The sequence below is a fragment of the Pseudomonas sp. R9.37 genome, assembly GCF_963878885.1.
Classification (GTDB): Bacteria; Pseudomonadota; Gammaproteobacteria; order Pseudomonadales; family Pseudomonadaceae; genus Aquipseudomonas.
The window spans coordinates 281,011-306,765 of the sequence record NZ_CAWNZA010000032.1 but is presented as its reverse complement, the minus strand read 5'-3'; the positions used below and the strand labels follow the sequence as shown (position 1 = coordinate 306,765).

General features: G+C 61.5%; 22 protein-coding genes. 13 read left to right on the top strand and 9 right to left on the bottom strand.

Annotated elements, in window-relative coordinates; translation table 11 throughout:
- Window positions 1-17 precede the first annotated feature (17 nt).
- Genes AACU78_RS17185 through AACU78_RS17175 form a run of 3 tightly spaced genes read left to right on the top strand, consistent with a single transcriptional unit; the run spans window position 18 to window position 1,915 of the window.
- Complete coding sequence (locus AACU78_RS17185) at window positions 18-554, top strand: MFS transporter (protein ID WP_106576959.1); 537 nt, start codon at window positions 18-20, stop codon at window positions 552-554.
- A gap of 30 nt (window positions 555-584) precedes the next feature.
- Window positions 585-1,361: a class II glutamine amidotransferase gene (locus tag AACU78_RS17180; RefSeq protein ID WP_106576958.1), complete on the top strand. Its 777-nt coding sequence runs from the start codon at window positions 585-587 to the stop codon at window positions 1,359-1,361.
- Window positions 1,362-1,372: 11 nt separating this feature from the next.
- Window positions 1,373-1,915: a DUF2937 family protein gene (locus tag AACU78_RS17175; RefSeq protein WP_106576957.1), complete on the top strand. Its 543-nt coding sequence runs from the start codon at window positions 1,373-1,375 to the stop codon at window positions 1,913-1,915.
- 124 nt (window positions 1,916-2,039) lie between these two features.
- On the opposite strand, the gene AACU78_RS17170 is transcribed toward AACU78_RS17175, so the two are convergent.
- On the bottom strand, window positions 2,040-2,954 hold the full coding sequence (locus AACU78_RS17170) for a LysR family transcriptional regulator (RefSeq protein WP_106576956.1): 915 nt from the start codon (window positions 2,952-2,954) through the stop codon (window positions 2,040-2,042).
- Between the two features lie 189 nt (window positions 2,955-3,143).
- Between AACU78_RS17170 and AACU78_RS17165 the strand changes: the two genes are divergently transcribed.
- From AACU78_RS17165 to AACU78_RS17155, 3 genes are read left to right on the top strand one after another with little or no spacing between them, the layout of a single operon-like run.
- Entirely contained in the window at window positions 3,144-3,884 is a 741-nt protein-coding gene (locus AACU78_RS17165) for a 5-oxoprolinase subunit PxpA (RefSeq protein ID WP_106576955.1), read from the top strand.
- On the top strand, window positions 3,881-4,585 hold the full coding sequence (pxpB, locus tag AACU78_RS17160) for a 5-oxoprolinase subunit PxpB (protein WP_106576954.1): 705 nt from the start codon (window positions 3,881-3,883) through the stop codon (window positions 4,583-4,585). The genes AACU78_RS17165 and pxpB overlap by 4 nt, the downstream gene beginning before the upstream one ends.
- Window positions 4,582-5,496 (top strand): 5-oxoprolinase subunit C family protein, encoded by a 915-nt coding sequence (locus AACU78_RS17155; protein WP_106576953.1) that lies wholly within the window; start codon window positions 4,582-4,584, stop codon window positions 5,494-5,496. The genes pxpB and AACU78_RS17155 overlap by 4 nt, the downstream gene beginning before the upstream one ends.
- A gap of 113 nt (window positions 5,497-5,609) precedes the next feature.
- On the opposite strand, the gene AACU78_RS17150 is transcribed toward AACU78_RS17155, so the two are convergent.
- From AACU78_RS17150 to AACU78_RS17135, 4 genes are all read right to left on the bottom strand, one after another.
- Window positions 5,610-6,788, bottom strand: coding sequence for a vWA domain-containing protein (locus AACU78_RS17150; RefSeq protein ID WP_017137401.1), 1,179 nt, complete (start codon window positions 6,786-6,788; stop codon window positions 5,610-5,612).
- Window positions 6,788-7,633 (bottom strand): AAA family ATPase, encoded by an 846-nt coding sequence (locus AACU78_RS17145; RefSeq protein ID WP_003210690.1) that lies wholly within the window; start codon window positions 7,631-7,633, stop codon window positions 6,788-6,790. The genes AACU78_RS17150 and AACU78_RS17145 overlap by 1 nt, the downstream gene beginning before the upstream one ends.
- Window positions 7,634-7,726: 93 nt before the next feature.
- Window positions 7,727-7,960 carry a hypothetical protein gene (locus AACU78_RS17140; protein WP_106576952.1) on the bottom strand — a complete coding sequence of 78 codons (234 nt, stop codon included), beginning with the start codon at window positions 7,958-7,960 and terminating at the stop codon, window positions 7,727-7,729.
- Between the two features lie 78 nt (window positions 7,961-8,038).
- Window positions 8,039-9,112 carry a DUF748 domain-containing protein gene (locus AACU78_RS17135; protein ID WP_106576951.1) on the bottom strand — a complete coding sequence of 358 codons (1,074 nt, stop codon included), beginning with the start codon at window positions 9,110-9,112 and terminating at the stop codon, window positions 8,039-8,041.
- Between the two features lie 124 nt (window positions 9,113-9,236).
- Here AACU78_RS17135 and cysK point away from each other — a divergent pair, with 124 nt between their 5' ends.
- On the top strand, window positions 9,237-10,211 hold the full coding sequence (cysK, locus tag AACU78_RS17130; RefSeq protein ID WP_106576950.1) for a cysteine synthase A: 975 nt from the start codon (window positions 9,237-9,239) through the stop codon (window positions 10,209-10,211).
- A gap of 450 nt (window positions 10,212-10,661) precedes the next feature.
- Window positions 10,662-11,600 (top strand): aspartyl/asparaginyl beta-hydroxylase domain-containing protein, encoded by a 939-nt coding sequence (locus AACU78_RS17125; protein WP_106576949.1) that lies wholly within the window; start codon window positions 10,662-10,664, stop codon window positions 11,598-11,600.
- Between the two features lie 133 nt (window positions 11,601-11,733).
- On the opposite strand, the gene acnA is transcribed toward AACU78_RS17125, so the two are convergent.
- A complete protein-coding gene (gene acnA / locus AACU78_RS17120) occupies window positions 11,734-14,475 on the bottom strand; it encodes an aconitate hydratase AcnA (protein ID WP_106576948.1) in 2,742 nt (913 codons plus the stop codon).
- Between the two features lie 196 nt (window positions 14,476-14,671).
- Here acnA and rlmM point away from each other — a divergent pair, with 196 nt between their 5' ends.
- Together rlmM and tusA are read left to right on the top strand one after the other, a co-directional pair.
- Window positions 14,672-15,748 (top strand): 23S rRNA (cytidine(2498)-2'-O)-methyltransferase RlmM, encoded by a 1,077-nt coding sequence (gene rlmM / locus AACU78_RS17115; protein WP_106576947.1) that lies wholly within the window; start codon window positions 14,672-14,674, stop codon window positions 15,746-15,748.
- A 145-nt stretch (window positions 15,749-15,893) separates the two neighbouring features.
- On the top strand, window positions 15,894-16,145 hold the full coding sequence (tusA, locus tag AACU78_RS17110; RefSeq protein WP_106576946.1) for a sulfurtransferase TusA: 252 nt from the start codon (window positions 15,894-15,896) through the stop codon (window positions 16,143-16,145).
- Here the strand turns inward: tusA and AACU78_RS17105 are convergent.
- Window positions 16,142-17,524 carry an MATE family efflux transporter gene (locus AACU78_RS17105; protein ID WP_106576945.1) on the bottom strand — a complete coding sequence of 461 codons (1,383 nt, stop codon included), beginning with the start codon at window positions 17,522-17,524 and terminating at the stop codon, window positions 16,142-16,144. The two genes, tusA and AACU78_RS17105, sit on opposite strands and share 4 nt — an antisense overlap.
- A 301-nt stretch (window positions 17,525-17,825) precedes the next feature.
- Between AACU78_RS17105 and pdxB the strand changes: the two genes are divergently transcribed.
- A complete protein-coding gene (pdxB, locus tag AACU78_RS17100) occupies window positions 17,826-18,968 on the top strand; it encodes a 4-phosphoerythronate dehydrogenase PdxB (protein WP_106576943.1) in 1,143 nt (380 codons plus the stop codon).
- Between the two features lie 85 nt (window positions 18,969-19,053).
- Here pdxB and AACU78_RS17095 read toward each other — a convergent pair whose 3' ends face one another.
- Window positions 19,054-19,227 carry a PA1571 family protein gene (locus AACU78_RS17095; RefSeq protein ID WP_027604248.1) on the bottom strand — a complete coding sequence of 58 codons (174 nt, stop codon included), beginning with the start codon at window positions 19,225-19,227 and terminating at the stop codon, window positions 19,054-19,056.
- A 267-nt stretch (window positions 19,228-19,494) separates the two neighbouring features.
- Here AACU78_RS17095 and AACU78_RS17090 point away from each other — a divergent pair, with 267 nt between their 5' ends.
- A complete protein-coding gene (locus AACU78_RS17090) occupies window positions 19,495-21,273 on the top strand; it encodes an ABC transporter transmembrane domain-containing protein (RefSeq protein WP_106576942.1) in 1,779 nt (592 codons plus the stop codon).
- A 314-nt stretch (window positions 21,274-21,587) separates the two neighbouring features.
- Here the strand turns inward: AACU78_RS17090 and AACU78_RS17085 are convergent, their stop codons facing one another.
- Window positions 21,588-23,516 carry a transglycosylase SLT domain-containing protein gene (locus tag AACU78_RS17085; protein WP_106576941.1) on the bottom strand — a complete coding sequence of 643 codons (1,929 nt, stop codon included), beginning with the start codon at window positions 23,514-23,516 and terminating at the stop codon, window positions 21,588-21,590.
- Window positions 23,517-23,729: 213 nt separating this feature from the next.
- Here AACU78_RS17085 and AACU78_RS17080 point away from each other — a divergent pair, with 213 nt between their 5' ends.
- The gene (locus AACU78_RS17080; protein WP_106576940.1) at window positions 23,730-25,652 is read left to right on the top strand and encodes an ATP-binding cassette domain-containing protein; all 1,923 of its coding nucleotides are present in this window, start codon (window positions 23,730-23,732) and stop codon (window positions 25,650-25,652) included.
- Window positions 25,653-25,755: the final 103 nt, after the last annotated feature.

Sequence of the window (25,755 nt, the reverse complement as noted above, 5' to 3'; positions counted from 1 at the left end):
CACTCTCTGTCTGGCGGATGGTGGCAGGCATTGCAGCCGAGACACGCAAAAGCCGTTATCATAGCCGCCTGTTTGCCTACCTTGCCATGGACACCATGACCGAGAACGACTATCTGACCGCTTGGGGCCTTTACGCCTTCGCCGCTTTGGGCTGCCTGTTGGTGTGGTGGCGCATGACCCGCTGGATCTGGCGCTGGCTGCGCGAGCCGCTGCAGTTGCTGATGGCGGTGCTGCTGTTCAGCCCGACCATCGTCGATCCGGTCAAGACCCAGTTCGCGCCGGCGGTAGCGATCACGGCCCTGGACCTGGTGCTGCACGTCGGCAATAACGCCTGGCGGGCCATTTCCGATCTGTTCATGTACACGATGATCGCGTTTGGCGTGTATATCGTGTTTGCGCTGATCCGCTGGCCCATCGAGCGCGCCGCCAACGCCCGGCGTGAGCGCAAGGCCGCTGTCGACGCCGCCCTGGCTGCCGAGACGGTTGACGAAGACGACGAGCCGTTCCGTCGCCCGGCGCCTGCCAGCGGAATGCGCGTCGAACCGCGCCTTTGACGTCGTCCGCCCTGCAGCGAGAGCCCTGGCATGTGTGAATTATTGGGCATGAGTGCCAACGTCCCCACCGACATCGTGTTCAGCTTTACCGGGCTGATGCAGCGGGGCGGGCGTACCGGCCCCCACCGCGACGGTTGGGGCATCGCGTTCTACGAAGGCCGTGGCCTGCGCCTGTTTCAGGACCCGGCCGCCAGCAGCGAGTCGGAAGTCGCGCTGCTGGTGCAGCGTTATCCGATCAAAAGTGAAGTGGTGATTGGCCATATCCGCCAGGCCAACGTGGGCAAGGTGAGCCTGGCCAATACCCACCCGTTCGTGCGCGAGCTGTGGGGCCGCAACTGGTGTTTTGCCCATAATGGCCAGCTGGCGGACTTCAACCCGCGCGCCACGTTCTACCGGCCGGTGGGCGATACCGACAGCGAAGCAGCGTTCTGCGACTTGCTCAACCGTGTGCGCGAAGCCTTCCCCGAGCCGGTAGAGATCGAACAAGTGCTGCCGGACCTGATTGCCGCCTGCGCCGAATACCGCAGCAAAGGCGTGTTCAACTGCTTGCTCAGCGACGGTGACTGGCTGTTTTGCTACTGCTCGACCAAGCTGGCGCAGATTACCCGGCGCGCACCGTTCGGCCCGGCGCGCTTGAAAGATGTCGACGTGATCGTCGATTTTCAAGCCGAAACCACGCCCAATGACGTGGTCACCGTGATCGCCACCGAGCCGTTGACCGACAATGAAAACTGGACCCGCTACGAACCGGGCCAATGGAGCCTGTGGCGACGCGGTGAATGCGTCAGCCAGGGCATTACCGAGTAAGGATATCGACCATGCTGCTCAGTTATTTGCGGTTGGTGCTGTTTGCCATTGGCTTGTTGGTCGGCGTGCAGGTGCCGGGTTTCATCAACGACTACGCCAAGCGCGTCGAGGCCCACCTGATCGAGGCCCAGACCGGCCTCAGCGGGTTTGAAACCACTGCACGGCAGTTCTTCAACGGTGATTTGCAGGCGTTGGTGGCGCATTACCGCGCCAGTGATGATCCGGTGTTCCAGAGCGACGCCAACAGCCTGGGCACCTTGCTGGATCGCCAGGTGGCGTTGGACAAGCAATTCCAGGCCATGCAAGGCCCGTGGTACATCCGCGCCCTGCAGGTGGCGGTGGCCGCGGACCCGGCGATTCGCCTGGAAACCTGGAACGGCTACAGCTATCAGATCCTGCTGACGCCGGAGGCGATGGGCTGGGGCCTGGGCGGGGCTATGCTGTTGTCGTTCGGCATTGAATGCCTGTTCCGCTTGATCGACTGGGTGGTGTTGGGCGGCAAGCGCCTGCGTCAGAGCCGGCCGATTGAAGAGCGTGACCTGAAGGGCCTCTAAAACCGCTGAAAATCTAAATGTGGGAGTGGGCTTGCCCGCGAATGCGGTGGATCGGCCGCCTAATAGGTTGGCTGACACTGCGCATTCGCGAGCAAGCCCGCTCCCACATGTGGCCCCGTTTTTTTCAGTGGCTTAGCACCATGTGCGCTTCGCCGACCTCTTCGGCATAGCGGGCCACCACCTTCTGGCACAGCCCGACAATCTCCTCCACCAATTCCACGCCCACACGCCACGACACCACCACCTGCAGATTCGGCAGCTTCTGCGCCATCGGCAGCATCACCAACTCCCCGCGCGCCAGTTCCTCGCTGACCAGCACCGGCGGCAGGGCGCCGATGCCGAAGCCATCGCGCAGCAGGCGGGTAATCGCCGACACCGAATTCACACAGTTCATGCGCGGCGCGGCGACGCCGTTGGCCTGCATCAGGCTCAGCACGTCCTGGTGCGGGTGGGAGTTTTTCGAGTAGGTGATGATGCGCTCCTGGGCCAGTTCGGCGAGGGAGGCGTAGTCGCGGTTGTAGAGCGAGTGGCTGGCGACGATCCAGGCCATCGGGTGGCTGGCCAGTTCCAGGCTGCGCACGGTTTCCAGGCGCAGCAGGTCGGTTTGCAGGATCAGGTCGAGGAAGCCTTTTTGCAGCTGATCGCTGAGGTTCAATGCGGTATCGGCGACCAACTCGATTTCCACCAACGGGAAGTGGTCCATCAATTCGGCCACCAAGGGGCTGAGCCAGGTGTGAATCACCGTGTCCATCGCGCCGATGCGAATCCGCCCGACCTTGCTGCTGGTGGTCTCCAGTGACTGCTTCAAACCCTGCATGGTCACCATCATCTGCTCGGCGTAATCGAGCACCTTCAAGCCTTCCGGGGTCAGGCTCACGCCGCGTGAGTCGCGTAGAAACAGCTTCACACCCAACTCGCTCTCGAGCACGGCAATGCGGCTGGAGATCGAGGCCTGGGTGGTGAACAACTTCTCGGCGGTCAGGCGAAAGCTCTTGAGCTTGGCCACCCAGACGAAGGTTTCGAGGAACTTCAAATTCATGGGATCAACTTTTCTTATGCATGGATCGGTTTTTATTAGTTGGACGCCGCACCGGGCAAACGCCAAAAATCGAGCTATTCCACGATAAGCGTCGTTGGGGTGTGAGGACAAGTTGCCAGTTCTGTACGAAAAATCCCACACTACAAAAAATACAACGCCTGAAAAACAACGCCTGGAGGAGCACCCACCGTGAGCCGTCTGCTATTGAATTGCGACATCGGCGAAAGCTTTGGCAACTGGACCATGGGTCTGGACGCCGAGGTCATGCCGTTCATCGATTGCGCCAACGTGGCCTGCGGCTTTCATGCCGGTGACCCGAGCATCATGCGCAAGACCGTCAGCCTGGCCTTCAAGCACGGCGTGCAAGTGGGGGCGCACCCGGCGTACCAGGACCTGCAAGGCTTCGGTCGCCGCTCCATGGCCTACACACCGCAGGAAATCCAGGACCTGCTGCACTACCAGATCGGCGCCCTCGACGGCATCTGCCGTGCGCAAGGCGGGCGGGTCAGCTACGTCAAACCCCATGGCGCGATGTACAACGACATGATGGCCAACCCTGCGCAATTGCGCGCTGTGATCCAGGCGGTGGCCGCTTATGGCGACCTGCCGCTCATGCTGCTGGCCACCCGTGACAACAGCGCCGCCCAGGCCTTGGGCGATGAGTACGGGTTGACTTTGTGGTTCGAGGCCTTTGCCGACCGCGCCTACGACCCCAAGGGGCATCTGGTCTCGCGCCAGTTGCCGGGCGCCGTGCACCATGATGCCGAAACCATCGTGCAGCAGGCGTTGATGATTTCCCGTGGCGATGCCCTGACCGCCAGCGATGGCAGCGCCTTGGTGTTGCAGGCCAACACCTTGTGTGTGCATGGCGACAACGCCAGTTCGGTGGCCGCCGTGAAACGTATCCGCGAGGCGCTGAAGCCAGCATGAAGCCACGCATTGAAGTGGTGGCGATCGACTGCCTGATGGTGCGTCTGTTTGATGCCATTGCCGAAGCCAACATGCCGTGGATGCTCGCCGCCACTCAACGCCTGCGCGAGGAGTTTGGCGCGGCGTTGGTGGACCTGGTGCCGTCCTACACCACGTTGATGGTGCATTACGACCTCACCGCCTTAACCCCGGCCCAGGCGCGCGCGTTGATCGGCCAGGCGCTGACCGACTTGCAACCCCAGGCCCAGGGCAGTGGCCAGTGTCACGTGTTGCCGGTGTGGTACGACCTGAGTGTCGGCCCGGAACTGAGCTTGCTCAGCCAGCGCAGCGGTCTGTCGGTTGAGGACGTGATCCGCCGCCACAGCGCCCATGAATACCAGGTGTTCGCCCTCGGGTTCGCCCCCGGTTTTGCCTTTATGGGGTTGGTGGACGAAATCCTGGCGACGCCGCGCCTCAATACCCCGCGAAAGCGCGTGGCGGCCGGCAGCGTCGGCATTGCCGAGCGGCAAACCGCCGCGTACCCGGTGGTTTCGCCCGGTGGCTGGAACCTGATCGGCCGCACCCCGGCCAAGCTGTTCGACCGTGAACGCGACGGTTACAGCCTGATGCAGCCCGGCGATACGGTGCGTTTCGAGGCGGTCGGTCACGCCGAATTCATCAACCTGGGTGGCGATGACACGCCGTTGGAGGCGCAGGCATGAGCCGCTTGTTGATCGAGGCCAGCACGCCGCTGTGCCTGTTGCAGGATGCCGGCCGCTTTGGCGTTCGGCACCTGGGCGTGACCCAGGGCGGCGCGCTGGACTGGGTGTCGATGTCCTGGGCCAACTGGCTGCTGGGCAATGCGCTGGATGCGCCAGTGGTCGAAATCACCTTGGGCGGGTTCACCGTGCAGGCCGAGGAGTATTGCTTGCTGGCATTGGCCGGCGCGGACCTGGGCGCGTACATCGATGAGCGTGCGCTCAGCCCGGGACGCAGTTTTATCCTGCAAAAGGGTCAGCGTTTGCGCTTTACCCAGCCGTTCAATGGCGCGCGGGCCTACCTCGCAGCGCCGGGCGGCTTTGATGCGCCGCAGGTGCTGGGCAGTTGCGCCACGGTGGTGCGTGAAGCGTTGGGCGGTGTGGATGGTTTCGGCACGCCGCTGGCCGAAGGCGCACGGCTGGCTTACTCCGGGGTGGGCGGCGCGATGAAGGTGTTAAGCGCGCCGGACTTGCCCGCCAAGGCGCCATTGGAGGTGATTGTCGGCGCACAAATCGGCCAATTCAGCGGCCAGAGTTTGTTCGATGCCTTTAACACCGATTGGGCACTGGACAGCCGCGCCGACCGCATGGGCATGCGCCTGCTGGGCACCCCGTTGCAGTATCAGGGGCCGTCGTTGATCTCCGAAGGGATTCCGCTGGGAGCGATCCAGGTGCCGCCGGATGGGCAGCCGATTGTGTTGCTCAATGATCGGCAGACCATTGGCGGCTACCCGCGTTTAGGCGCGTTGACGCCCTTGGCGCTGGCGCGGCTGGCCCAGTGTTTGGCGGGGGAGAAGGTGCGCTTGGCGCCGGTGGTGCAGGAGACGGCGCACCGCCAGCATGTGGACTTTTTGCAGCGCTTCAGCGAAGGCTAAAAATATAGGAGGGGGCTTGCCCCCGATGGCGGTCTTTGAGTGCCAAATGCATTGACTGAGGCGCTGCTATCGGGGGCAAGCCCCCTCCCACATTGGATTTATGTGCATGTGAGTTACTTGGAGAGAAAGCGCATCCCTTCTTCCAGGCCCCGCAGCGTCAGCGGATACATCTGATCTTCCACCAGCTCGCGCACAATTCCCGTCGACGCCGTATACCCCCACGTGTCTTTCGGGTACGGGTTAATCCAGATCAGCTTCTTGTACTTGGCCATGAAGCGCTGCATCCACACGTACCCAGGCTCCTCATTCCAGTGCTCGACGCTGCCGCCGGCCTGAGTGATTTCATACGGTGCCATCGACGCATCGCCGATAAAGATCACTTTGTAATCGGCGCCGTATTTATGCAGCAAGTCCTGGGTGGAGGTGCGTTCGGAGGTGCGGCGCTGGTTGTTCTTCCACACCGACTCGTACACGAAGTTATGGAAGTAGAAGTACTCCAGGTGCTTGAACTCGGTCTTGCACGCGGAGAACAGCTCTTCGCAGATCTTCACGTGGGCGTCCATTGAGCCACCGATGTCGAACAGTAATAGCAGTTTGATGGTGTTGCGCCGCTCCGGACGCATCTGGATATTCAGCAGCCCGGCATCGCGGGCGGTGTGGTCGATGGTGCCGTCGATGTCGAGCTCTTCGGCCGCACCCTGGCGCGCGAACTTGCGCAGGCGGCGCAGGGCAATCTTGATGTTGCGCGTGCCCAGCTCCACCTGATCGTCGAGGTTCTTGTACTCGCGCTGGTCCCAGACTTTTACCGCCTTGCCCTGGCGCTTGCCGGCGTCACCCACACGGATGCCTTCCGGGTTGTAGCCGCCGGAGCCGAATGGGCTGGTGCCGCCGGTGCCGATCCACTTGTTGCCGCCGGCATGGCGCTCTTTCTGTTCTTCCAGGCGTTTCTTGAATTCTTCGATGAGCTTGTCCAGGCCACCGAGGGACTGGATCTGCGCACGCTCTTCATCGCTCAACGAGCGTTCGAACTCCTTGCGCAGCCACTCTTCGGGGATCAGCGCCTGCAGGTGGTCGTCGAGCTTTTCCAGGCCGTTGAAATAGGCACCGAACGCGCGGTCGAACTTGTCGAAATGCCGCTCGTCCTTGACCAGAATCGCACGGGCCAAGTAGTAAAACTCGTCCATGTCGGCGAAGACCACACGCTGTTTCAGCGCGTTGATCAGGTCGAGCAGCTCGCGCACCGACACCGGCACCTTGGCGGCACGCATCTCATTGAACAGGTTGAGCAACATTATCGATTACCGCGACGGCTCATGAAGGCCAGACGTTCCAGCAACTGCACGTCTTGCTCGTTTTTCACCAGGGCGCCGGCCAACGGCGGAATGGCTTTGGTGGGGTCGCGTTCGCGCAGCACGGCTTCGCCGATGTTGTCGGCCATCAGCAGCTTGAGCCAGTCGACCAGTTCGGAGGTGGAGGGCTTTTTCTTCAGGCCTGGCACTTTGCGCACGTCGAAGAACACGTCCAGCGCTTCGCTGACCAGGTCTTTCTTGATGTCGGGGTAGTGCACATCGACGATCTTTTGCAGGGTGGTGCGGTCAGGGAAGGCGATGTAATGGAAGAAGCAGCGGCGTAGAAACGCGTCCGGCAGCTCTTTCTCGTTGTTGGAGGTAATGATGATGATCGGGCGTTTCTTGGCCTTGATGGTCTCGTCGATTTCGTAGACGTAGAACTCCATCTTGTCGAGTTCTTGCAGCAAGTCGTTGGGGAACTCGATGTCGGCCTTGTCGATTTCATCGATCAGCAGAATCACGCGCTCCTCGGACTCGAAGGCTTCCCAGAGCTTGCCCTTCTTCAGGTAGTTGCGCACATCGTGGACCTTGTCCACGCCCAGTTGCGAGTCGCGCAGGCGGCTGACCGCGTCGTACTCGTAGAGGCCCTGATGTGCCTTGGTGGTGGATTTGATGTGCCAGGTGATCAGCTTGGCGCCGAAGGATTCGGCCAATTGCTCGGCAAGCATGGTCTTGCCGGTGCCGGGCTCGCCCTTGACCAGCAGCGGCCGTTCCAGGGTGATGGCGGCGTTGACGGCCAGTTTCAGGTCATCGGTAGCCACATAGGCCTGGGTGCCTTCGAACTTCATCGGTCATTCCTCGAATTCATCAATGCCCGGACTATACCGTGCAGCCCCGGCGACTGTGAACGCAGACGGGTTATTCAGTCTCTGAATGGCCGGTCACGCGCGACCCTTGGTGGCTTTCTCCAATGCGTACGCCCGCGCGTCCGCTTTGTCCCTGAGCTTGCTGCCGCCCCAAAGGGCCAGCGCGGCCAGCACCAGGGTGACCGTGCAGGCGAGGATCATCATGCCGGCGATGGGGCCGCCGTGCATGGCGAACCCCACTATTTTCACGAAGCCTGAATAGGCCAAAAGGTAGCCAATAATTGTCAGTATCCAGCCTGTAATGCGCATGCTCAGTGTCCTTACTCGTTGTTGTCATTCACCTGTCGGCACGCTAATCGCTAGGCCATCTCCCGGTCGGCGTGCGGCTCAGTCCGCGCTGGGCTTGGGTTGTTCATACCGCGCATTGAATGCCTGGATGAAACCATTACGCAAAATCGCCAAAAATGCCGAGAACGCACTGATATTTTGCTGGTGCACGCTGCCGCTGAGTTCCACGCGGGTGGCAAACTGGTTTTTGTTCTGGTTTTTTAATACGGTCTCGCTGGCGCCGACCACGGCTTCCCAGATTGAGCGGAAGATATTCTTGTCCTTGTTTTCGACATCCTGTTTCCAGTCGAACACCTCTACGTCGCGCAGCAGCGGCTTGATATAACCGCTCAGTTGGCCTTTTTCGGCCTGTGCTTCGACCACCACATCACCGGTGCCGGCCTTGAAGTCGAACTTGCCGTACGCCGACGCGAAGTCATTCAGGCGTTTGAGTTGAATATCCTTGGCGCGAAAGCGGAATTCGAAGTCTTCGAAGTTGCTCAACGGGTCGAAAGCCGCGGTGGCTTCCAGGGGCGCCTGGCCGAGCAATTGGGCCTTGCCTTCAAAGGTGGCGTCCCGCTTGCCTTTGATGTCCACCACGTTAGTCAGGTTGTAGAAGCTGGCGTTGACCTGGGTGGCGTAGATATTCACCGCAGGCTTGGAATTGAAGTTGTGAAAGGCAATCTTGCCGTCCTGAATGCGGACTTCGTTGAGGGTGATCGGCAACAATTTGCCCAACTGTTCACGCCAGTCGGTGCCTTTACCGGTCTGCGATGCCTGCTGGTTGCCACCGTCGACGAAGTTCAGCTCCGGCTGGAAGAACTGCACCTCGGCCACCACCGCATGGTCGTACCACAATGAATGCCAGCTCACCGACACGTCGATCACCGGCGCTTTGACGAACGGAACCGGCACTTTACCGTCGACTTTGACGATCTGCAGGCCGTTGATTTTATAGGCCCCGCGCCACAGCGCCACGTCCACATCCGTGACCTGGCCACGGTAGTCGCCCATGTCGGCGAGCTTGTCGTTCAGGTAGTTGCGCACCAGGTAGGGCAGGGCGAGGTCCAGGGCAATCAGTACTACCACCAGTACGGCGACGATCCATAGCAGCCCACTGTAGCGACGTTTCATGTGCAGGTTCTCCAACGTTATAGGCGATGGACCGCGCGTACCGGCCCAACGTTCCTCTGACTGGACGCCTACCAGCCTGAGGCATACCCTTGTGGCCTTGTTGAAATTGCCTTAAGGACCCGTCATGAGCCGTATCTTTGCAGACAACGCGCACTCCATCGGTAACACGCCCCTGGTGCAGATCAACCGCATCGCACCGCGTGGCGTGACCATCCTGGCCAAGATCGAGGGGCGTAACCCAGGTTATTCGGTGAAGTGCCGCATCGGCGCAAACATGATCTGGGACGCCGAAAGCACCGGCAAACTCAAGCCGGGCATGACCATTGTAGAACCGACTTCCGGCAACACCGGCATCGGCCTGGCGTTTGTCGCCGCCGCCCGTGGCTATAAGCTGCTGCTGACCATGCCGGCGTCGATGAGCATCGAGCGGCGTAAAGTGCTCAAGGCGCTTGGCGCCGAGCTGGTGTTGACCGAGCCGGCCAAAGGCATGAAAGGCGCGATCGACAAGGCTGGCGAGATCGTCGCCAGCGACCCGGCCAGCTACTTCATGCCGGCGCAGTTCGAAAACCCGGCCAACCCCGCGATCCACGAAAAAACCACCGGCCCGGAAATCTGGAACGACACCGATGGTGCCGTGGACGTGCTGGTCGCGGGCGTAGGCACTGGCGGCACCATTACCGGCGTGTCGCGTTATATCAAGAACACGGCGGGCAAGCCGATTCTGTCGGTGGCGGTAGAGCCGATTGTCTCGCCGGTCATCACCCAGGCGTTGGCCGGTGAAGAGATCAAGCCGAGCCCGCACAAGATCCAGGGCATCGGCGCCGGGTTTGTGCCGAAAAACCTCGATCTGTCGATGGTTGACCGCGTGGAGCTGGTGACCGACGAGGAATCCAAGGCCATGGCCCTGCGCCTGATGCAGGAAGAGGGGATTCTGTGCGGTATTTCCTGTGGTGCCGCAATGGCCGTGGCCGTGCGTCTGGCCGAGAAACCGGAAATGCAGGGCAAGACCATCGTGGTGATCCTGCCGGACTCCGGTGAGCGCTACCTGTCGAGCATGCTGTTCAGCGATTTGTTCACCGACCAGGAAACCCAGGCCTGATCGGTACTGTGTAGCAAGTAGGGCTGTTGTGGCGAGCGGCTTGATGTGGCCTGTGGGCTGGTCGTGGCGAGCGGGCTTACTGTGGCGAGCGGGCTTACCGTGGCGAGCGGGCTTGCCCCGCGTTGGGCTGCGAAGCAGCCCCTAAAACCTGACAACGCGGTCTATCAATTACACCGCGACGTCTGAAGTGGGAGCGCTGCGCGCTCCAACGCGGGGCAAGCCCGCTCGCCACGGCCAGCTTGCAGGTCACTACAAGCCCGCGGGCCATTACACGCTTGCAGGTCACTACCGGCCCGCAGGCCACAAGGGCCCCAGGGTGTTGATTTATGTCAGCCGGTCGGCCTGGGCCTTCTGCATAATGGCCCAAGTGTTTATCATGGCCGGCTGCTACGTCTGGTTTCCCGTCGACGGGAGGCTGTTGGCCAGGCGCTTATTTCCAGGAGTTGCTGCATGACCTTTTCTTTGGCCGCCAAACTGTCGGTGTTGCTGTTGTTTATCGGCAGCACGCTGTATGTGCACCTGCGTGGCAAGGCGCGTTTGCCGATGTTGCGTCAGTTCGTCAACCATTCGGCGCTGTTTGCACCCTATAACGCCCTGATGTACCTGTTCTCGGCGGTGCCGTCCAAACCGTACCTGGACCGCAGCAAGTTCCCGGAGCTGGATGTGCTCAAGGACAATTGGGAAGTGATCCGCGAAGAGGCCATGCACCTGTTCGACGAGGGTTACATCCGCGCCGCCGAAAAGAACAACGACGCCGGTTTCGGTTCGTTCTTCAAGAAGGGCTGGAAGCGTTTCTACCTCAAGTGGTACGACAAACCGCTGCCATCGGCCGAGGCGCTGTGCCCGAAAACCGTGGCCCTGGTCAGCAGCATCCCCAACGTCAAGGGCGCGATGTTCGCGCTGTTGCCGGGCGGCAGTCACCTCAACCCGCACCGCGACCCTTTTGCCGGTTCCCTGCGCTATCACCTCGGGCTGTCGACGCCTAACTCCGACGATTGCCGCATCTTCGTCGACGGCCAGGTCTATGCCTGGCGCGACGGTGAGGACGTGATGTTCGACGAAACCTACGTGCACTGGGTGAAGAACGAAACCGACCAGACCCGCGTGATCCTGTTCTGCGACATCGAACGCCCGCTGAGCAACCGCATCATGACCCGCGTCAACCGTTGGGTCAGCAAGCAACTGGGTCGCGCCACTGCGCCGCAGAACTTGGACGATGAACGCGTTGGCGGGATCAACCAGGCGTATGCCTGGAGCAAGACCTTCAGCGACAAGTTCAGCGGTGTGGTCAAGCAATGGAAGCGCAAGCATCCCAAGGCCTACCGCATTGCGCGGCCGGTGCTGGCGGTTATCGTGCTGGTGCTGTTGTGGAAGTGGCTGTTCAGCTGATTTGAAAGGTTAAACACAGGTTGAAAGGTGGGAGGGGGCTTGCCCCCGATAGCGGTGTGTCAGGTTGAGTATCTATACCTGACCCACCGCCATCGGGGGCAAGCCCCCTCCCACATTGGTTTTGCAGTATTGCTTAAGAGGCGATCAACTGGCGCAGCACATAGTGCAGAATCCCGCCCGCCTTGAAGTATTCCACTTCATTGAGGGTGTCGATCCGGCACAGCACTTCGACCTTCTCGCTGCTGCCATCCTCGCGCGTAATCACCAACGTCAGGTTCATCCGCGGCTCGATCTCGGCATGGGTCAGCCCAAGAATGTCGATCTTCTCCTTGCCGGTGAGTTTCAGCGCCTTGCGGTTCTGATCCAGCTTGAACTGCAACGGCAGCACGCCCATGCCCACCAGGTTGGAACGGTGAATGCGCTCGAAGCTCTCGGCGATCACTGCCTTGACCCCCAGCAGGTTGGTGCCCTTGGCTGCCCAGTCGCGGCTTGAGCCGGTGCCGTACTCCTGGCCGGCGATCACCACCAGCGGTGTGCCCGACGCCTGGTATTTCATGGCCGCATCGTAGATCGGCATTTTCTCGCCGGTGGGGATGTACAGCGTGTTGCCGCCTTCTTCGCCGCCGAGCATTTCGTTGCGGATACGGATATTGGCAAACGTGCCGCGCATCATCACTTCATGGTTGCCCCGGCGTGAGCCGTAGGAGTTGAAGTCACGCGGCTCCACGCCCTGCTCGCGCAGGTAGCGCCCCGCGGGGCTGTCGGCCTTGATGTTGCCAGCAGGGGAGATGTGGTCGGTGGTCACCGAATCGCCCAGCAAGGCCAGTACATTGGCGCCTTTGACGTCCTCAATGACCGGCAGTGGCCCGGCGATGTCGTCGAAGAACGGTGGGTGCTGGATGTACGTAGAGTCTTTCTGCCATACGTAAGTCGCCGCTTGCGGCACTTCAATCGCTTGCCACTGCTCATCGCCGGCAAACACCTCGGCATATTCCTTGTGGAACATGCCGGTGCTGACTTGAGCCACGGCGTCGGCGATTTCCTTGCTGCTTGGCCAGATGTCTTTCAGGTACACCGGCTTGCCGTCTTTGCCTTCGCCCAGCGGCTCGCTGCTGATGTCGATGCGCACCGTACCGGCCAACGCGTAGGCGACCACCAGGGGCGGCGAGGCCAGCCAGTTGGTTTTCACCAGGGGGTGTACGCGGCCCTCGAAGTTACGGTTGCCGGAGAGCACCGAGGCGACGGCGAGGTCGGCTTTTTGGATGGCTTTTTCGATCGGCTCGGGCAATGGGCCGGAGTTACCGATGCACGTGGTGCAGCCGTAACCCACAAGGTCGAAGCCGAGTTGGTCAAGGTATTGGGTGAGGCCCGCCGCCTTGTAATAGTCGGTGACCACTTTGGAGCCAGGCGCCAGGGAGGTTTTTACCCAGGGTTTGCTGGTGAGGCCTTTTTCCACGGCTTTTTTCGCCACCAGGCCTGCGGCCATCATCACGCTGGGGTTGGACGTGTTAGTGCATGAGGTAATCGCGGCAATCACCACGGCGCCGTTTTTCAGGCGATAGGTGTGGCCGTCGTACTCATAGTCGGTTTCGCCCACCAAGTCGGCGTTGCCCACGGCGACCCCGCCGCCGCCTTCGCTTTCCAGGCGGCCTTCTTCTTTGCTGGTCGGTTTGAATTGCAGGTCGAGGAAATCGCTGAAGGCCTGGCCTACATTCGGCAGAGACACACGGTCCTGCGGGCGTTTAGGCCCGGCGAGGCTGGCTTCGACGCTGCCCATGTCCAGCGCCAGGGTGTCGGTGAATACCGGCTCCTGGCCGGCGATGCGCCACAGGCCCTGGGCCTTGGTGTAGGCCTCCACCAGTTTGACCGTTTCGGCAGGGCGACCGGACAGGCGCAGGTAGTCCAGCGTCACCTCATCCACCGGGAAAAAACCGCAGGTGGCGCCGTATTCCGGCGCCATGTTGGCGATGGTGGCGCGGTCGGCCAGCGGCAGGTCGGCCAGGCCGTCGCCGTAGAACTCGACGAACTTACCCACCACGCCTTTTTTACGCAGCATCTGGGTGACGGTCAGCACCAGGTCGGTGGCGGTGATGCCTTCCTTGAGTTTGCCGGTGAGCTTGAAGCCGATCACTTCCGGAATCAGCATCGACACCGGCTGGCCGAGCATCGCCGCTTCTGCTTCGATGCCGCCCACGCCCCAGCCGAGTACGCCGAGGCCGTTGATCATGGTGGTGTGCGAGTCGGTGCCTACCAGCGTGTCCGGGAAGGCGTAGGTGCGGCCGTCTTCGTCCTTGGTCCACACGGTGCGGCCCAGGTATTCAAGGTTGACCTGGTGGCAGATGCCGGTGCCCGGTGGCACCACGCTGAAGTTGTCAAAGGCGCTTTGGCCCCAACGCAGGAAGGCGTAGCGTTCACCGTTGCGCTGCATTTCGATGTCGACGTTTTGCTCGAACGCGCTGGTGCTGCCGAATTTGTCGACCATCACCGAGTGGTCGATGACCAGGTCCACGGGGGAGAGCGGGTTGATGCGCTGCGGGTCGCCACCGGCCTTGGCCACGGCGGCGCGCATGGCGGCCAGGTCGACCACGGCGGGCACGCCGGTAAAGTCTTGCATCAGCACGCGGGCCGGGCGGTATTGGATTTCGCGGTCGGACTGGCGCTCTTTGAGCCAGGCGGCGATGGCCTTGAGGTCGGTGCCGGTGACGGTTTTGTCATCTTCCCAGCGCAGCAGGTTTTCCAGCAGCACCTTGAGGGACATCGGCAGCTTGTTCAGGTCACCCAGGCTCTTGGCGGCTTCGGGCAAGCTGAAGTAGTGGTAGGTCTTGTCGTCGATTTGCAGGGTTTTAAGGGTTCTCAGGCTATCAAGGGATGACATTACATGACTCCTTATGGTCCGCACGGCTACGGACCTGACGGGACGAACAGAGCTATCAACTTAGCCCTGTTTTCATTAGCAGGCTAATAACTGGACTCTATCGTTAAGTCCAAGGTTCCGAACTCGGCTATCATGCGCGCGTTTTCATGACAGGTAGTGCGATAGCGCAATGCCGGTTGATTCACCAGGAGAGTTGATGAACACCCTTTTTATGCACTGCCGGCCGGGTTTTGAAGGCGAAGTCTGTTCCGAGATCGCGGAACACGCCGCGCGCCTCAACGTTTCCGGCTATGCCAAGACCAAGACCGGCAGCGCGTGTGCCGAATTTGTCTGCACCATTGAGGACGGCGCCCAGCGCCTGATGCACGGCCAGCGCTTTGCCGAGCTGATCTTCCCAAGGCAGTGGGCGCGCGGGGTGTTCATCGACCTGCCGGAAACCGACCGTATCAGCGTGATCCTCGCGCACCTGCAAGGCTTCCCGGTGTGCGGCAGCCTGTGGCTGGAGATGGTCGACACCAACGACGGCAAGGAACTGTCGAACTTCTGCAAGAAATTCGAAGTGCACCTGCGCAAAGCCTTGCTGAATGCCGGCAAGCTGGTCGACGACCCGAGCAAGCCGCGCCTGCTGCTGACGTTCAAGAGCGGCCGCGAAGTGTTCATGGGCCTGGCCGAGTCGAACAACTCGGCGATGTGGCCGATGGGCATCCCGCGCCTCAAGTTCCCGCGTGAGGCGCCCAGTCGCTCGACCCTGAAGCTGGAAGAGGCCTGGCACCACTTCATCCCCCGCGACCAGTGGGATGAGCGCCTGCACAGCGACATGACCGGTGTCGACCTCGGCGCAGCGCCTGGCGGCTGGACCTGGCAATTGGTCAACCGTGGCATGTTGGTTACGGCCATCGACAACGGCCCAATGGCCGAAAGCCTGATGGACACGGGCCTGGTTCAGCACCTGATGGCCGACGGCTTTACCTTTGTGCCCAAGCAGCCGGTGGACTGGATGGTGTGCGATATCGTCGAGAAGCCGGCGCGTAACGCGGCCCTGCTGGAAACCTGGATTGGCGAAGGCTATTGCCGTGAGGCGGTGGTGAACCTGAAGTTGCCGATGAAGCAGCGTTACGCCGAGGTGAAGCGTTTGCTGGAACGCATTGAAGACGGCTTCAAGGCGCGTGGTATTCGTGTTGAGATCGGCTGCAAGCAGCTGTACCACGACCGTGAGGAAGTGACCTGCCACTTGCGTCGGCTGGTGGATGCAAAGAAACCTAAATCCCGCTGATTGTGTGTCTTGCTCAGTTTAAATGTGGGAGCGGGCTTGCTCGCGAAAGCGGTATAACAGTCGGAATTTATGTTGAATGTGCCCGCGTCTTCGCGAGCAAGCCCGCTCCCACATTGTTGAGCGGCGCCCGTTTCAGGAGTGATGTATGAATCAAACCCTCGACCTGCCTGTAGACGCCGTGCTCGACGCCACCGGCCTCAACTGCCCGGAGCCGGTGATGATGCTGCACCAGCACATCCGCGACTTGCCGCCCGGCGGCTTGCTCAAGGTGATTGCGACCGACCCGTCCACCCGCCGCGATATTCCCAAGTTCTGCGTATTCCTTGACCACGAACTGGTGGATCAGCAGGAACAGGCCGGTACGTACCTGTACTGGATTCGCAAGAAGGCCGATTAAACCAGGCGAATCCGCCGGCGCGCGCTGCGTGCCAGGCGGATCACCAGCATCGCGGCGGCGCAGCTCAAGCCCACGATCAATCCCTGCCACAAGCCACTGGGCCCACTGGCGGCGCCCAGCCAATCGGTCAGCCCCAGCGCGTAACCCACCGGCAACCCCACGCCCCAATACGCGAACAAGGTCAGCACCATGGTCACCCGTGTGTCCTGATAGCCCCGCAGCGCGCCGGCGGCCGTGACCTGGATCGCGTCCGAAAACTGGAACAGCGCCGCAAACACGATCAGCATCGACGCCACGTGGATCACCGAGGGATCCGGGGTGTAGATCGTGGCAATTTGCTCGCGAAACAGCAGCATCAGGCTGCACGACAGGCACGCGTAGGTCAGTGCCGTGCCCATGCCGACTCCAGCGGCGAAACGCGCCTCACGCGGCTCGCCACGGCCCAGGGCCTGGCCGACACGCACGGTCACGGCCATGCTCAGCGAGTAAGGGATCATGAACACCAGCGAGCTGAAGTTCAGCGCGATCTGATGGCCGGCTACCATGTTGGCACCCAGGCTGCCGATCAGCAGCGCGATCACCGCAAAAATGCTCGATTCGGCAAACACCGCGATGCCAATCGGCAGGCCGATGCCCAGCACGCGCTTGATCACCGCCCATTGCGGCCAGTCGAAACGCTTGAACAACTCGCTGCTTTGGTAGGCCGGTGCCCAGCGGGTCCAGGCGGCCAGGCCGAGCATCATCACCCACATCACGATCGCCGTGGCCCAGCCACAGCCTACGCCACCCATGGCCGGCACGCCGAAGTGGCCATAAATGAAAACGTAGTTCAGCGGAATATTCAGCGCCAGCCCGCACAGGCCCATGACCATGCTCGGGCGCGTGCGGCCCAGGCCATCGCTGAAGCAGCGCAGCACGTAATACAGGGCGATGGCCGGCATGCCGGAGGCGATGCCGTGCAAGTAGGCCATGCACGGTTTGATCAGCTCGGGGTCGACATTCATCGCATGCAGGATCGGCTCGGCGCTGACCAGCATCAGCAGCGCGGTGAGCCCTACCACCACGGCCAGCCACAGCGATTGACGCACCAGCGGGCCGATCTCGGTGTAGTGGCCGGCGCCGAAGCGCTGGGCGACCTTGGGCGTGGTGGCCAGCAAGGTGCCGGTCATCAGCAGGTACACCGGAATCCAGATCGAGTTGCCCAAGGCCACCGCTGCCAGGTCTCGCGGGCTTACGCGCCCGGCCATCACCGCGTCGACGAAGCCCATGGCGGTGGTCGCGAGTTGGCCGATCATGATCGGCAGGGCCAGGGTCAGCAGGCTGCGCACCTCGCGGCTGACGCGGGCGGGGCGGGAGAGGGCGGTAGTGGCGGTGTTCACGTGCGAGTGTCCAGTAAAAGTATTGCAAAGGACGGCGAAGTCTACGCGCTGACGCAACGGTCAGGAAAAAACCTGTGTTAGCGATTTGTAAGCGCTCCTGCGCCAGCCGCATTAATCCTGTGTGTGCTGGCTTTTGTGGGCGCTGGCTTGCCTGCGATGCAGACGCCTCGGTCCATCAGCTGTACCGAGGTGATGCTATCGCGGGCAAGCCCGGCGCCCACCTAAGCACTGCCCACCTGGCATCTGCGGTGTTACACAGATCGCATCCCTGTACACTGCTGGTCCGCGAAAGGAGCCTGCCATGCTGATTGTTGCCGACGAAAATATCCCGCTGCTCGATGCATTCTTCGAAGGGTTTGGCGAGATTCGCCGGGTGCCCGGCCGGTCCATCGACCGCGCCACGGTCGAGCAGGCCGACGTGCTGCTGGTGCGCTCGGTGACCAACGTCAATCGCGCGTTGCTGGAAGGCACACAGGTACGGTTTGTGGGCACTTGCACCATCGGCACCGACCATCTGGACCTGGATTACTTCAAGCAGGCCGGCATCACCTGGTCCAGCGCGCCGGGCTGCAATGCGCGTGGCGTGGTGGACTATGTGCTGGGCAGCCTGCAGACCCTGGCCGAAATCGAAGGCGCTGAACTCAATCAGCGCACCTATGGCGTTGTGGGTGCCGGTGAAGTCGGCGGGCGGTTGGTCAAGGTGCTCAAGGGCCTGGGCTGGAACGTGCTGGTGTGTGACCCGCCGCGCCAGATCGCTGAAGACGGCGATTACGTCAGCCTCGAACAGATCATCCAGCAGTGCGACGTCATCAGCCTGCACACGCCGCTGACCAAGTCCGGCAACGGCTCCACCTGGCATTTGTTTGACCGCGAGCGCCTCAACCGCCTCAAGCCTGGCGCCTGGCTGATCAATGCCAGCCGTGGTCCGGTGGTGGATAACGCGGCCCTGCGCGAAGTGTTGCTGGCGCGCGAGGACCTGCAGGCCGTGCTGGACGTGTGGGAGGGTGAGCCGGAAGTGGACGCCGACCTGGCTGACCTGTGTGTGCTGGCCACTCCGCATATCGCCGGGTACAGCCTCGACGGCAAGCAGCGCGGCACTGCACAGATTTATCAGGCGTTCTGCGCCCATCTGGGCCAGGCGCCGAGCATCCAGCTAAGTGATCTGCTGCCGCAGCCCTGGCTGGCCGAGGTGCACTTGAACGCTTCGACCGACCCGGCCTGGGCGTTGGCGACCTTGTGCCGCAGCGTGTACGACCCGCGCCGTGATGACGCGGATTTGCGCCGTAGCCTCGTAGGTTCTGTGGACCAGCAACGCAAGGCGTTCGACCTGCTGCGCAAGTATTATCCGCAGCGCCGTGAGATTGACGGCTTGAAGGTGCGAATCAATGGCGACTCTGCCGCGCTGTCGGCGATCGTCACCGCCCTGGGCGCCGAACTGCTTTAACGCAACGCGCCGGCAAAGGGCGTGCACATACGCAAGGCATAAAAAACCCGGCCACAGGGGCCGGGTTTGAAAGAGCTCGGGCGTATCAGCCTTGCTGCGCAGGCTTGACCAGGCGCTGTTCCAGTTCGCGGCACGCTTGCTGGATCATCTCTTCGGTAATCTGCACTTCGCGGCCTTGAGCGTCGATCACGGAGCAAGGCAGATGCTGCGGTTGGCGGATCACTTCAATCTTGGCATCGCTGCTGTTTTGCAAGGTCATTGCCTGTCTCCTCATCAGGTTGTGTACCTACTGTGTTTCTTACATTAAGCCCCCCGCGTGACCAAGCTATTACAACTCCTTACAAAGTCACCGGTTCGAACAACCAGTCCACCAGAAAGCGATACAAATTTCCAGCTGGGGGTTAGACCGATAACCTCTAGGGATCAGCATCGGCGGGCATAATTAACCTGACTCATTGTTATTTACTCAAGTTCCCCCAATGTTGTGGTGTAGATACTTATCTCCCCTGCGCAGGTGCTGCCCTCCATGTTCTCAGTCCGTCAACGCCGTGCGATCCGCTTGGCCAGCCGCTTTATCGCGCCCTACCGTTGGCAGGCGCTGGGTGCCTTGCTGGCGCTGATCGTCACGGCAGGCATCACCTTGTCCATGGGGCAGGGCATTCGCCTGCTGGTCGACCAGGGTTTCATGACGCAGTCGCCGCACCTGCTCAACCAATCCATTGGCCTGTTCATGATTCTGGTGCTGGGCCTGGCCGTGGGTACGTTTGCGCGGTTTTACCTGGTGTCGTGGATCGGCGAGCGGGTGGTGGCGGATATTCGCCGGCAAGTGTTCAACCATTTGATCTACCTGCACCCCGGCTTTTACGAAAACAATCGCAGCTCGGAAATCCAGTCGCGGTTGACCACCGACACCACCTTGTTGCAATCGGTGATCGGCTCCTCGCTGTCGCTGTTCCTGCGCAACGCCCTGATGGTCATCGGCGGCATCGTGCTGCTGTTTGTCACCAACCCCAAGCTCACCAGTATCGTGGTGATCGCGCTGCCGCTGGTGCTGGCGCCGATCCTGATTTTCGGCCGGCGTGTGCGTAGCCTCTCGCGCCTGAGCCAGGACCGCATCGCTGACGTCGGCAGTTATGTGTCCGAAACCCTCGGCCAGATCAAGACCGTGCAGGCCTACAACCATCAGGTCCAGGACGAGCAGCGTTTTGCCGTCACCGTGGAGGAGGCCTTTGCTACCGCGCGCAAACGTATCGTGCAACGCGCCTGGCTGATTACGCTGGTGATCATGCTGGTGCTCGGCGCCGTTGGCGTGATGCTGTGGGTCGGCGGGATGGACGTGATTGGCGGGCGCATTTCCGGCGGTGAGCTGGCCGCGTTCGTGTTTTACAGCCTGATCGTCGGCAGTGCGGTCGGCACGTTAAGCGAAGTACTTGGCGAACTGCAACGCGCCGCCGGTGCTGCCGAGCGGATTGGCGAGTTGTTGCAGTCGAGCAATGAAATCCAGGCGCCAGCCGATGGCACCGTACGGTTGCCGGAGCGCGTCAGCGGCGGCATGGAACTGCAAGACCTGCGCTTTTCCTACCCGTCGCGCCCGGACAGCTATGCCATCGATGGTTTGAGCCTGACCATTAATCCTGGCGAAACCCTGGCACTGGTCGGGCCGTCCGGCGCCGGTAAATCCACGATCTTCGACCTGCTGCTGCGTTTTTATGATCCCCAGCACGGCCGCATTCTGCTCGAAGGCCACGCGCTGACCGCGCTCGACCCGATGGACCTGCGCCGCCACTTCGCATTGGTGTCTCAAAGCCCGGCGCTGTTTTTCGGCAGCGTCGAAGAAAACATCCGCTACGGCAACCCGTCCGCCACCACCGCGCAGGTCGAGGCTGCGGCGCGCATTGCCCATGCCCACGACTTCATCCTGCAAATGCCCCAGGGCTATCAGACTCACCTTGGCGACGGCGGCATGGGCCTCTCCGGCGGCCAGCGCCAACGCCTGGCCATCGCCCGTGCGTTGTTGGTGGACGCGCCGATTCTGCTGTTGGACGAAGCCACCAGCGCACTGGATGCCCAGAGCGAGCATTTGATTCAGCAGGCATTGCCGCAACTGATGCAGGGCCGTACCACGTTAGTGATTGCGCATCGATTGGCAACGGTGAAAAACGCCGACCGCATTGCGGTGATGGACCAGGGCAAGCTGGTGGCGGTGGGCACGCATCAGCAACTGATCGCGAGCAATCCTTTGTATGCGCGGTTGGCGGCGTTGCAGTTCAATGATGGTGATGAGGTCGCGAAAAGCGAGGCATAGCCGGCCTGCATTGCGCTGTTCCTGTGGTGAGCAGGCCTGTTGTGGCTAGCAGGCCGGATGTGGCGAGCGGGCTTGTTGTGGCAAGTAGGCTTGTTGTGGCGAGCGGGCTTGCCCCGCGTTGGGCTGCGTAGCAGCCCCAAAACCTGTCTACCCGGTTTGAGCGGTTATGCCGAGGCGCCTGGATGGGGAGCGCTTCGCACTCCAGCGCAGGGCAAGCCTGCTCGCCACAACAAGCCTGCTGGCCACATTAAACCTGCTGGCCAAGCCGAGCCCCGCACCAGAAAAAACCGCCACAGGCTCTTCGTCAGTCAACCTTACTGATCGTCAAAATACCGCTCATGCCAATCCACCAACGGCTGCGGCGAGTTGAGCTTTTGCCCGTAGATCACCGAATAAGACAGCACGTTCTGCACGTACTGGCGGGTTTCGTCGAACGGGATGCTTTCCACCCACACATCAAAACTCAGGTGATCAGCACCGCGCAGCCATTGGCGTACACGCCCTGGGCCGGCGTTGTAGGCGGCGGAGGCAAGCACGCGGTTACCGTTGAACTGGCTGTGCACCTGGCTCAGGTAGGCGGCGCCAAGCTGGATGTTTTTGTCCGGGTCCAGCACCTGGGCCGGGGAGGCCAGTGGGATGCTGAACTTGCGCGCGGTTTCCTTGGCGGTGCCGGGCATCAGTTGCATCAGGCCGCTGGCGCCGACGCCGGAGCGCGCGTCGTCCATGAAGGCACTTTCCTGGCGGGTAATGGCAAACACCCAGCTGGAGTGCAGGCCGCGCACCTTGGCTTCGCGCACCAAGGTGTCACGGTGGGCCATCGGGAAGCGGATATCCAGGTCATCCCAGTACTGGGCCTGGCTGATGGTGCGGATCGCCGGGAAGTACCACTTCATGTCGTAGGCCAGCTTGGCCTGGGCGACCATTTCATCGCGGTTGAAGTGGCGGCTGACGTGGTACCACTCGCGGCGGCCATCGACAATCTGGCCACGTGCATAGAACTCCAGCGCGCGGCGTACGCCGGGCGTGTTACGGACCTTGTTGACCAGCGCCTGGCTCATCACCAGCGGCTTGTTTTTCAGCTGATACGGCGCTTTGGAGCGGTCGGCGGCAAGGAAACCGTAGAAATCCCGTTCTTGTGCAAGGTTTTTGTACAGCACCAGCGGCTGCGGGTTTTTCGGCTCGGCCAGCTCCAGGCTGCGCGCTTGCCAGTAACGCCAGCGGTTGGTGGTCGCCAGGTCTTGTGGGAGTTTGCGGGTCAACTGGTAGGCATCTTCCCAGCGTGCCAGACGCAGCAGCAGGCGCAGGCGCCATTCGGAGACGGTGTTGTCACGCAGCTCGGGGTCGTATTTGGTCATCACGTCCAGCGCGCGCGGGTCGTAGCGGCGTGCCAGGGTCAAGCCGATTTCGCGGGCGATCGACACTTTTTCGTCACGCGAGAAGTGCATGCTGCTGGCGTAGCCGTCGAGCAGCGCCATGGCCTTGTCCGGGTCCTGGCGGGCCAGGCGGCGCAGGCCCAGGCCGACGGCGTCAGACATCGCCTCGTTGGCCGGCAGGAAGCGTGACGGGTCGCTGAGCATGTCCGGCTTTTGCGCCACGTCGACCATCAGGCGGCCTTGGGCGCCGAGGGTCGGCAGGGTTTTCACCAGGCTGTTGGCCAGCGCGTAGTTGCGTGCTTCGGCGGCGAGCTTGGCGCGGTCCCAGATTTTCTGTTCAGTGAGTTGGCCATCGGCGGCCCACTGGCCGAACGTGGCGTCACACGCGGCGGGTTGGGATTTGCCGGTCAGCCAGAGTTTTTCGGTGGTCTTGTAGCCTTCGGCTTTCAAGTTATGGGTGAGCTGGTACTGACCATGCAGGCAGTCCAGTTCGACGAAATTGAGTTTGGCGTCGTAGTACTTTTCAAACGTCTGCCAGTCGCCACGGTCGGCCAGCCAGCGCAACCAGCGCAGCTTCATCCAGTTGGCCTGGGGCAGGTCACCGTTTTTAGCGAGGAACTGTTCGATTTCTTCGTTGCTCGCGGTTTTCAGGCGCGCGGTCAGCTCGTCATAGGCCAGGTACGGCGTGAGCGGGTAGTCGGCCAGGGCCTGGCTGTATTGCATGTACGGCCCGCTGTCGCCTTTGGCGAGGGCGCGTTTGGCTTCATCGTAATATTGACGTTGGGTGGTGAGGTCCACGGCCTGGGCGGATTGAACGGCGGTGGCGGAAAGAAGCAGACAAGATAAAAAGTTGAAAAGGCGACTGCGCATGAGACGTCCGTGCAGAGAAATCACGACTAGCACCGGCACCGCCGACACTGATTGCCCCTAGCTTAGCCTTTTGCCAGCGACCGGCGAAAGCTTTGCCGGCCGGCTGGCTGAAGTTCATCGTAAATGTCCTGCAGAACGTGTCGACAGCGAAAATGCCGACCGCATCCCACCTTCAAGTCAGGTAGAATGCGCGCCCAGTTTTTGGAGAAGCGTATGACCCTGCTCAAATTCAGCGATGTGTCCCTTGCTTTCGGCGCTATGCCGTTGTTGGACAAGGTGTCCTGGCAGATCGCCCGTGGTGAGCGGGTGTGCATCATCGGCCGCAACGGCACCGGCAAGTCCAGCATGATGAAGCTGGTTAAAGGCGATCAGAAGCCCGATGACGGCTCTGTTTGGCGCGCCCCGGGCCTGAAGATCGGCGAATTGCCGCAAGAATTGCCGGTGGCCGACGGACGGACAGTGTTCGACGTGGTTGCCGAAGGCCTGGACGGCGTCGGCGAGTTGCTCGCGCAATACCATCACCTGGCGCAGAACTGCGTCACCGAAGAAGACCTGGACAAGCTGATGCACGTCCAGCAAGACCTCGAAGCCCGTGACGGCTGGCGCTTGCAGCAACTGGTCGACAGTACCCTGAGCCGCCTGCAGCTGCCGGCCGACAAGACCCTCGCCGAGTTGTCCGGCGGCTGGCGTCGTCGCGTGCTGTTGGCCCAGGCGCTGGTGTCCGAGCCGGACCTGCTGTTGCTCGACGAACCAACCAACCATCTGGACATTGGCGCAATCGCCTGGCTGGAAGAAGCCATCAAGGACTTCCAGGGCGCCGTGCTGTTTATCACGCACGACCGTGCCTTTCTGCAGAGCCTGGCAACGCGCATTCTTGAACTGGACCGTGGCGGCCTGATCGACTGGAACGGCGACTACGCCAGTTTCCTGGTGCACAAGGAAGCCGCACTGTCCGCTGAAGAAACCGCCAACGCGCTGTTTGACAAAAAGCTGGCTCAGGAAGAAGTCTGGATCCGCCAGGGCATCAAGGCCCGTCGCACCCGTAACGAGGGCCGCGTACGCGCCTTGAAAGCCCTGCGTGTTGAGCGCAGCGAGCGCCGTGAACGCACCGGCAAGGCCAATATCCAGCTGGATACCGCCGACAAGTCGGGCAAGCAGGTGATGGTGCTGGAGAACGTCAGCTTCCATCACCCGGACGGCCCGTTCCTGATCAAGGACTTCTCGATGGTGCTGCAGCGCGGCGACCGTATCGGCCTGCTGGGCGCCAACGGCACCGGCAAGACCACCTTGCTCAAGCTGATGCTCAATGGTCTGCAACCGACCAGCGGCACGGTGGAAGAGGGTACGCGCATCGACGTGGCCTACTTCGACCAGTTGCGCCATCAGTTGGACCTGGAAAAAACCGTGATCGACAACGTCGCCGAAGGCCGCGACTTTATCGACATCGACGGCCAGAGCCGCCACGTGCTGAGCTACCTGGGCGACTTCCTGTTCAGCCCGCAACGCGCACGTACGCCGGTGAAAGCCTTGTCCGGTGGTGAACGTGCGCGCCTGCTGCTGGCCAAACTGTTCAGCAAGCCGGCCAACCTGCTGGTGCTCGACGAACCGACCAACGACCTCGACGTGGAAACCCTCGAACTGCTGGAAGAGGTCTTGCTGACCTTCAACGGCACCGTGCTGATGGTCAGCCACGACCGGGCATTCCTCGACAACGTGGTCACCAGCACCCTGGTCTTCGAAGGCGAAGGCAAGGTGCGTGAATACGTCGGTGGTTACCAGGACTGGCTGCGTCAGGGCGGCTCGCCGCGCCTGCTGGGCGTGACCGAGAGCAAGTCCGGCAAGGCCGACCTGACCTCCGCTGTCGTTGCGCCAGTGGCTGCCGCTGCTGCTCCGGCCCAGGATGCTGCACCGTCGACCAAGAAGAAGCTCAGCTACAAGCTGCAACGTGAGCTGGAAGCCTTGCCGGGCGATATCGACGCCAAGGAACAGCAGATTGCCGCAGTAGAAGCAGAAATGGCGGACGCAGGTTTCTACCTGCGTCCGGCGGCGGAAACTGCCAAGGTCATTGCTTCCCTGGAAACGTTGAACCAGGAGCTGGAAGTGTTGGTTGAGCGTTGGGCCGAGCTGGATGCCTGATTGATTCAAGCGCACTAAAAAAGCCCGGCGCCCATTTGTATGAACGCCGGGCTTTTTATATGGAGTGCGATTAGAAATGTGGGAGCGGGCTTGCTCGCGAAAT

What these genes read in the sequence shown, in the direction of transcription:
- AACU78_RS17185 (WP_106576959.1), top strand. Translation starts at nt 18, where the DNA reads ATGGTGGCAGGCATTGCAGCCGAGACACGCAAAAGCCGTTATCATAGC.
- AACU78_RS17180 (WP_106576958.1), top strand. Translation starts at nt 585, where the DNA reads ATGTGTGAATTATTGGGCATGAGTGCCAACGTCCCCACCGACATCGTG.
- AACU78_RS17175 (WP_106576957.1), top strand. Translation starts at nt 1,373, where the DNA reads ATGCTGCTCAGTTATTTGCGGTTGGTGCTGTTTGCCATTGGCTTGTTG.
- AACU78_RS17170 (WP_106576956.1), bottom strand. Translation starts at nt 2,954, where the DNA reads ATGAATTTGAAGTTCCTCGAAACCTTCGTCTGGGTGGCCAAGCTCAAG.
- pxpB (WP_106576954.1), top strand. Translation starts at nt 3,881, where the DNA reads ATGAAGCCACGCATTGAAGTGGTGGCGATCGACTGCCTGATGGTGCGT.
- AACU78_RS17155 (WP_106576953.1), top strand. Translation starts at nt 4,582, where the DNA reads ATGAGCCGCTTGTTGATCGAGGCCAGCACGCCGCTGTGCCTGTTGCAG.
- AACU78_RS17150 (WP_017137401.1), bottom strand. Translation starts at nt 6,788, where the DNA reads ATGTTGCTCAACCTGTTCAATGAGATGCGTGCCGCCAAGGTGCCGGTG.
- AACU78_RS17145 (WP_003210690.1), bottom strand. Translation starts at nt 7,633, where the DNA reads ATGAAGTTCGAAGGCACCCAGGCCTATGTGGCTACCGATGACCTGAAA.
- AACU78_RS17140 (WP_106576952.1), bottom strand. Translation starts at nt 7,960, where the DNA reads ATGCGCATTACAGGCTGGATACTGACAATTATTGGCTACCTTTTGGCC.
- AACU78_RS17135 (WP_106576951.1), bottom strand. Translation starts at nt 9,112, where the DNA reads ATGAAACGTCGCTACAGTGGGCTGCTATGGATCGTCGCCGTACTGGTG.
- cysK (WP_106576950.1), top strand. Translation starts at nt 9,237, where the DNA reads ATGAGCCGTATCTTTGCAGACAACGCGCACTCCATCGGTAACACGCCC.
- AACU78_RS17125 (WP_106576949.1), top strand. Translation starts at nt 10,662, where the DNA reads ATGACCTTTTCTTTGGCCGCCAAACTGTCGGTGTTGCTGTTGTTTATC.
- acnA (WP_106576948.1), bottom strand. Translation starts at nt 14,475, where the DNA reads ATGTCATCCCTTGATAGCCTGAGAACCCTTAAAACCCTGCAAATCGAC.
- rlmM (WP_106576947.1), top strand. Translation starts at nt 14,672, where the DNA reads ATGAACACCCTTTTTATGCACTGCCGGCCGGGTTTTGAAGGCGAAGTC.
- tusA (WP_106576946.1), top strand. Translation starts at nt 15,894, where the DNA reads ATGAATCAAACCCTCGACCTGCCTGTAGACGCCGTGCTCGACGCCACC.
- pdxB (WP_106576943.1), top strand. Translation starts at nt 17,826, where the DNA reads ATGCTGATTGTTGCCGACGAAAATATCCCGCTGCTCGATGCATTCTTC.
- AACU78_RS17095 (WP_027604248.1), bottom strand. Translation starts at nt 19,227, where the DNA reads ATGACCTTGCAAAACAGCAGCGATGCCAAGATTGAAGTGATCCGCCAA.
- AACU78_RS17090 (WP_106576942.1), top strand. Translation starts at nt 19,495, where the DNA reads ATGTTCTCAGTCCGTCAACGCCGTGCGATCCGCTTGGCCAGCCGCTTT.
- AACU78_RS17085 (WP_106576941.1), bottom strand. Translation starts at nt 23,516, where the DNA reads ATGCGCAGTCGCCTTTTCAACTTTTTATCTTGTCTGCTTCTTTCCGCC.
- AACU78_RS17080 (WP_106576940.1), top strand. Translation starts at nt 23,730, where the DNA reads ATGACCCTGCTCAAATTCAGCGATGTGTCCCTTGCTTTCGGCGCTATG.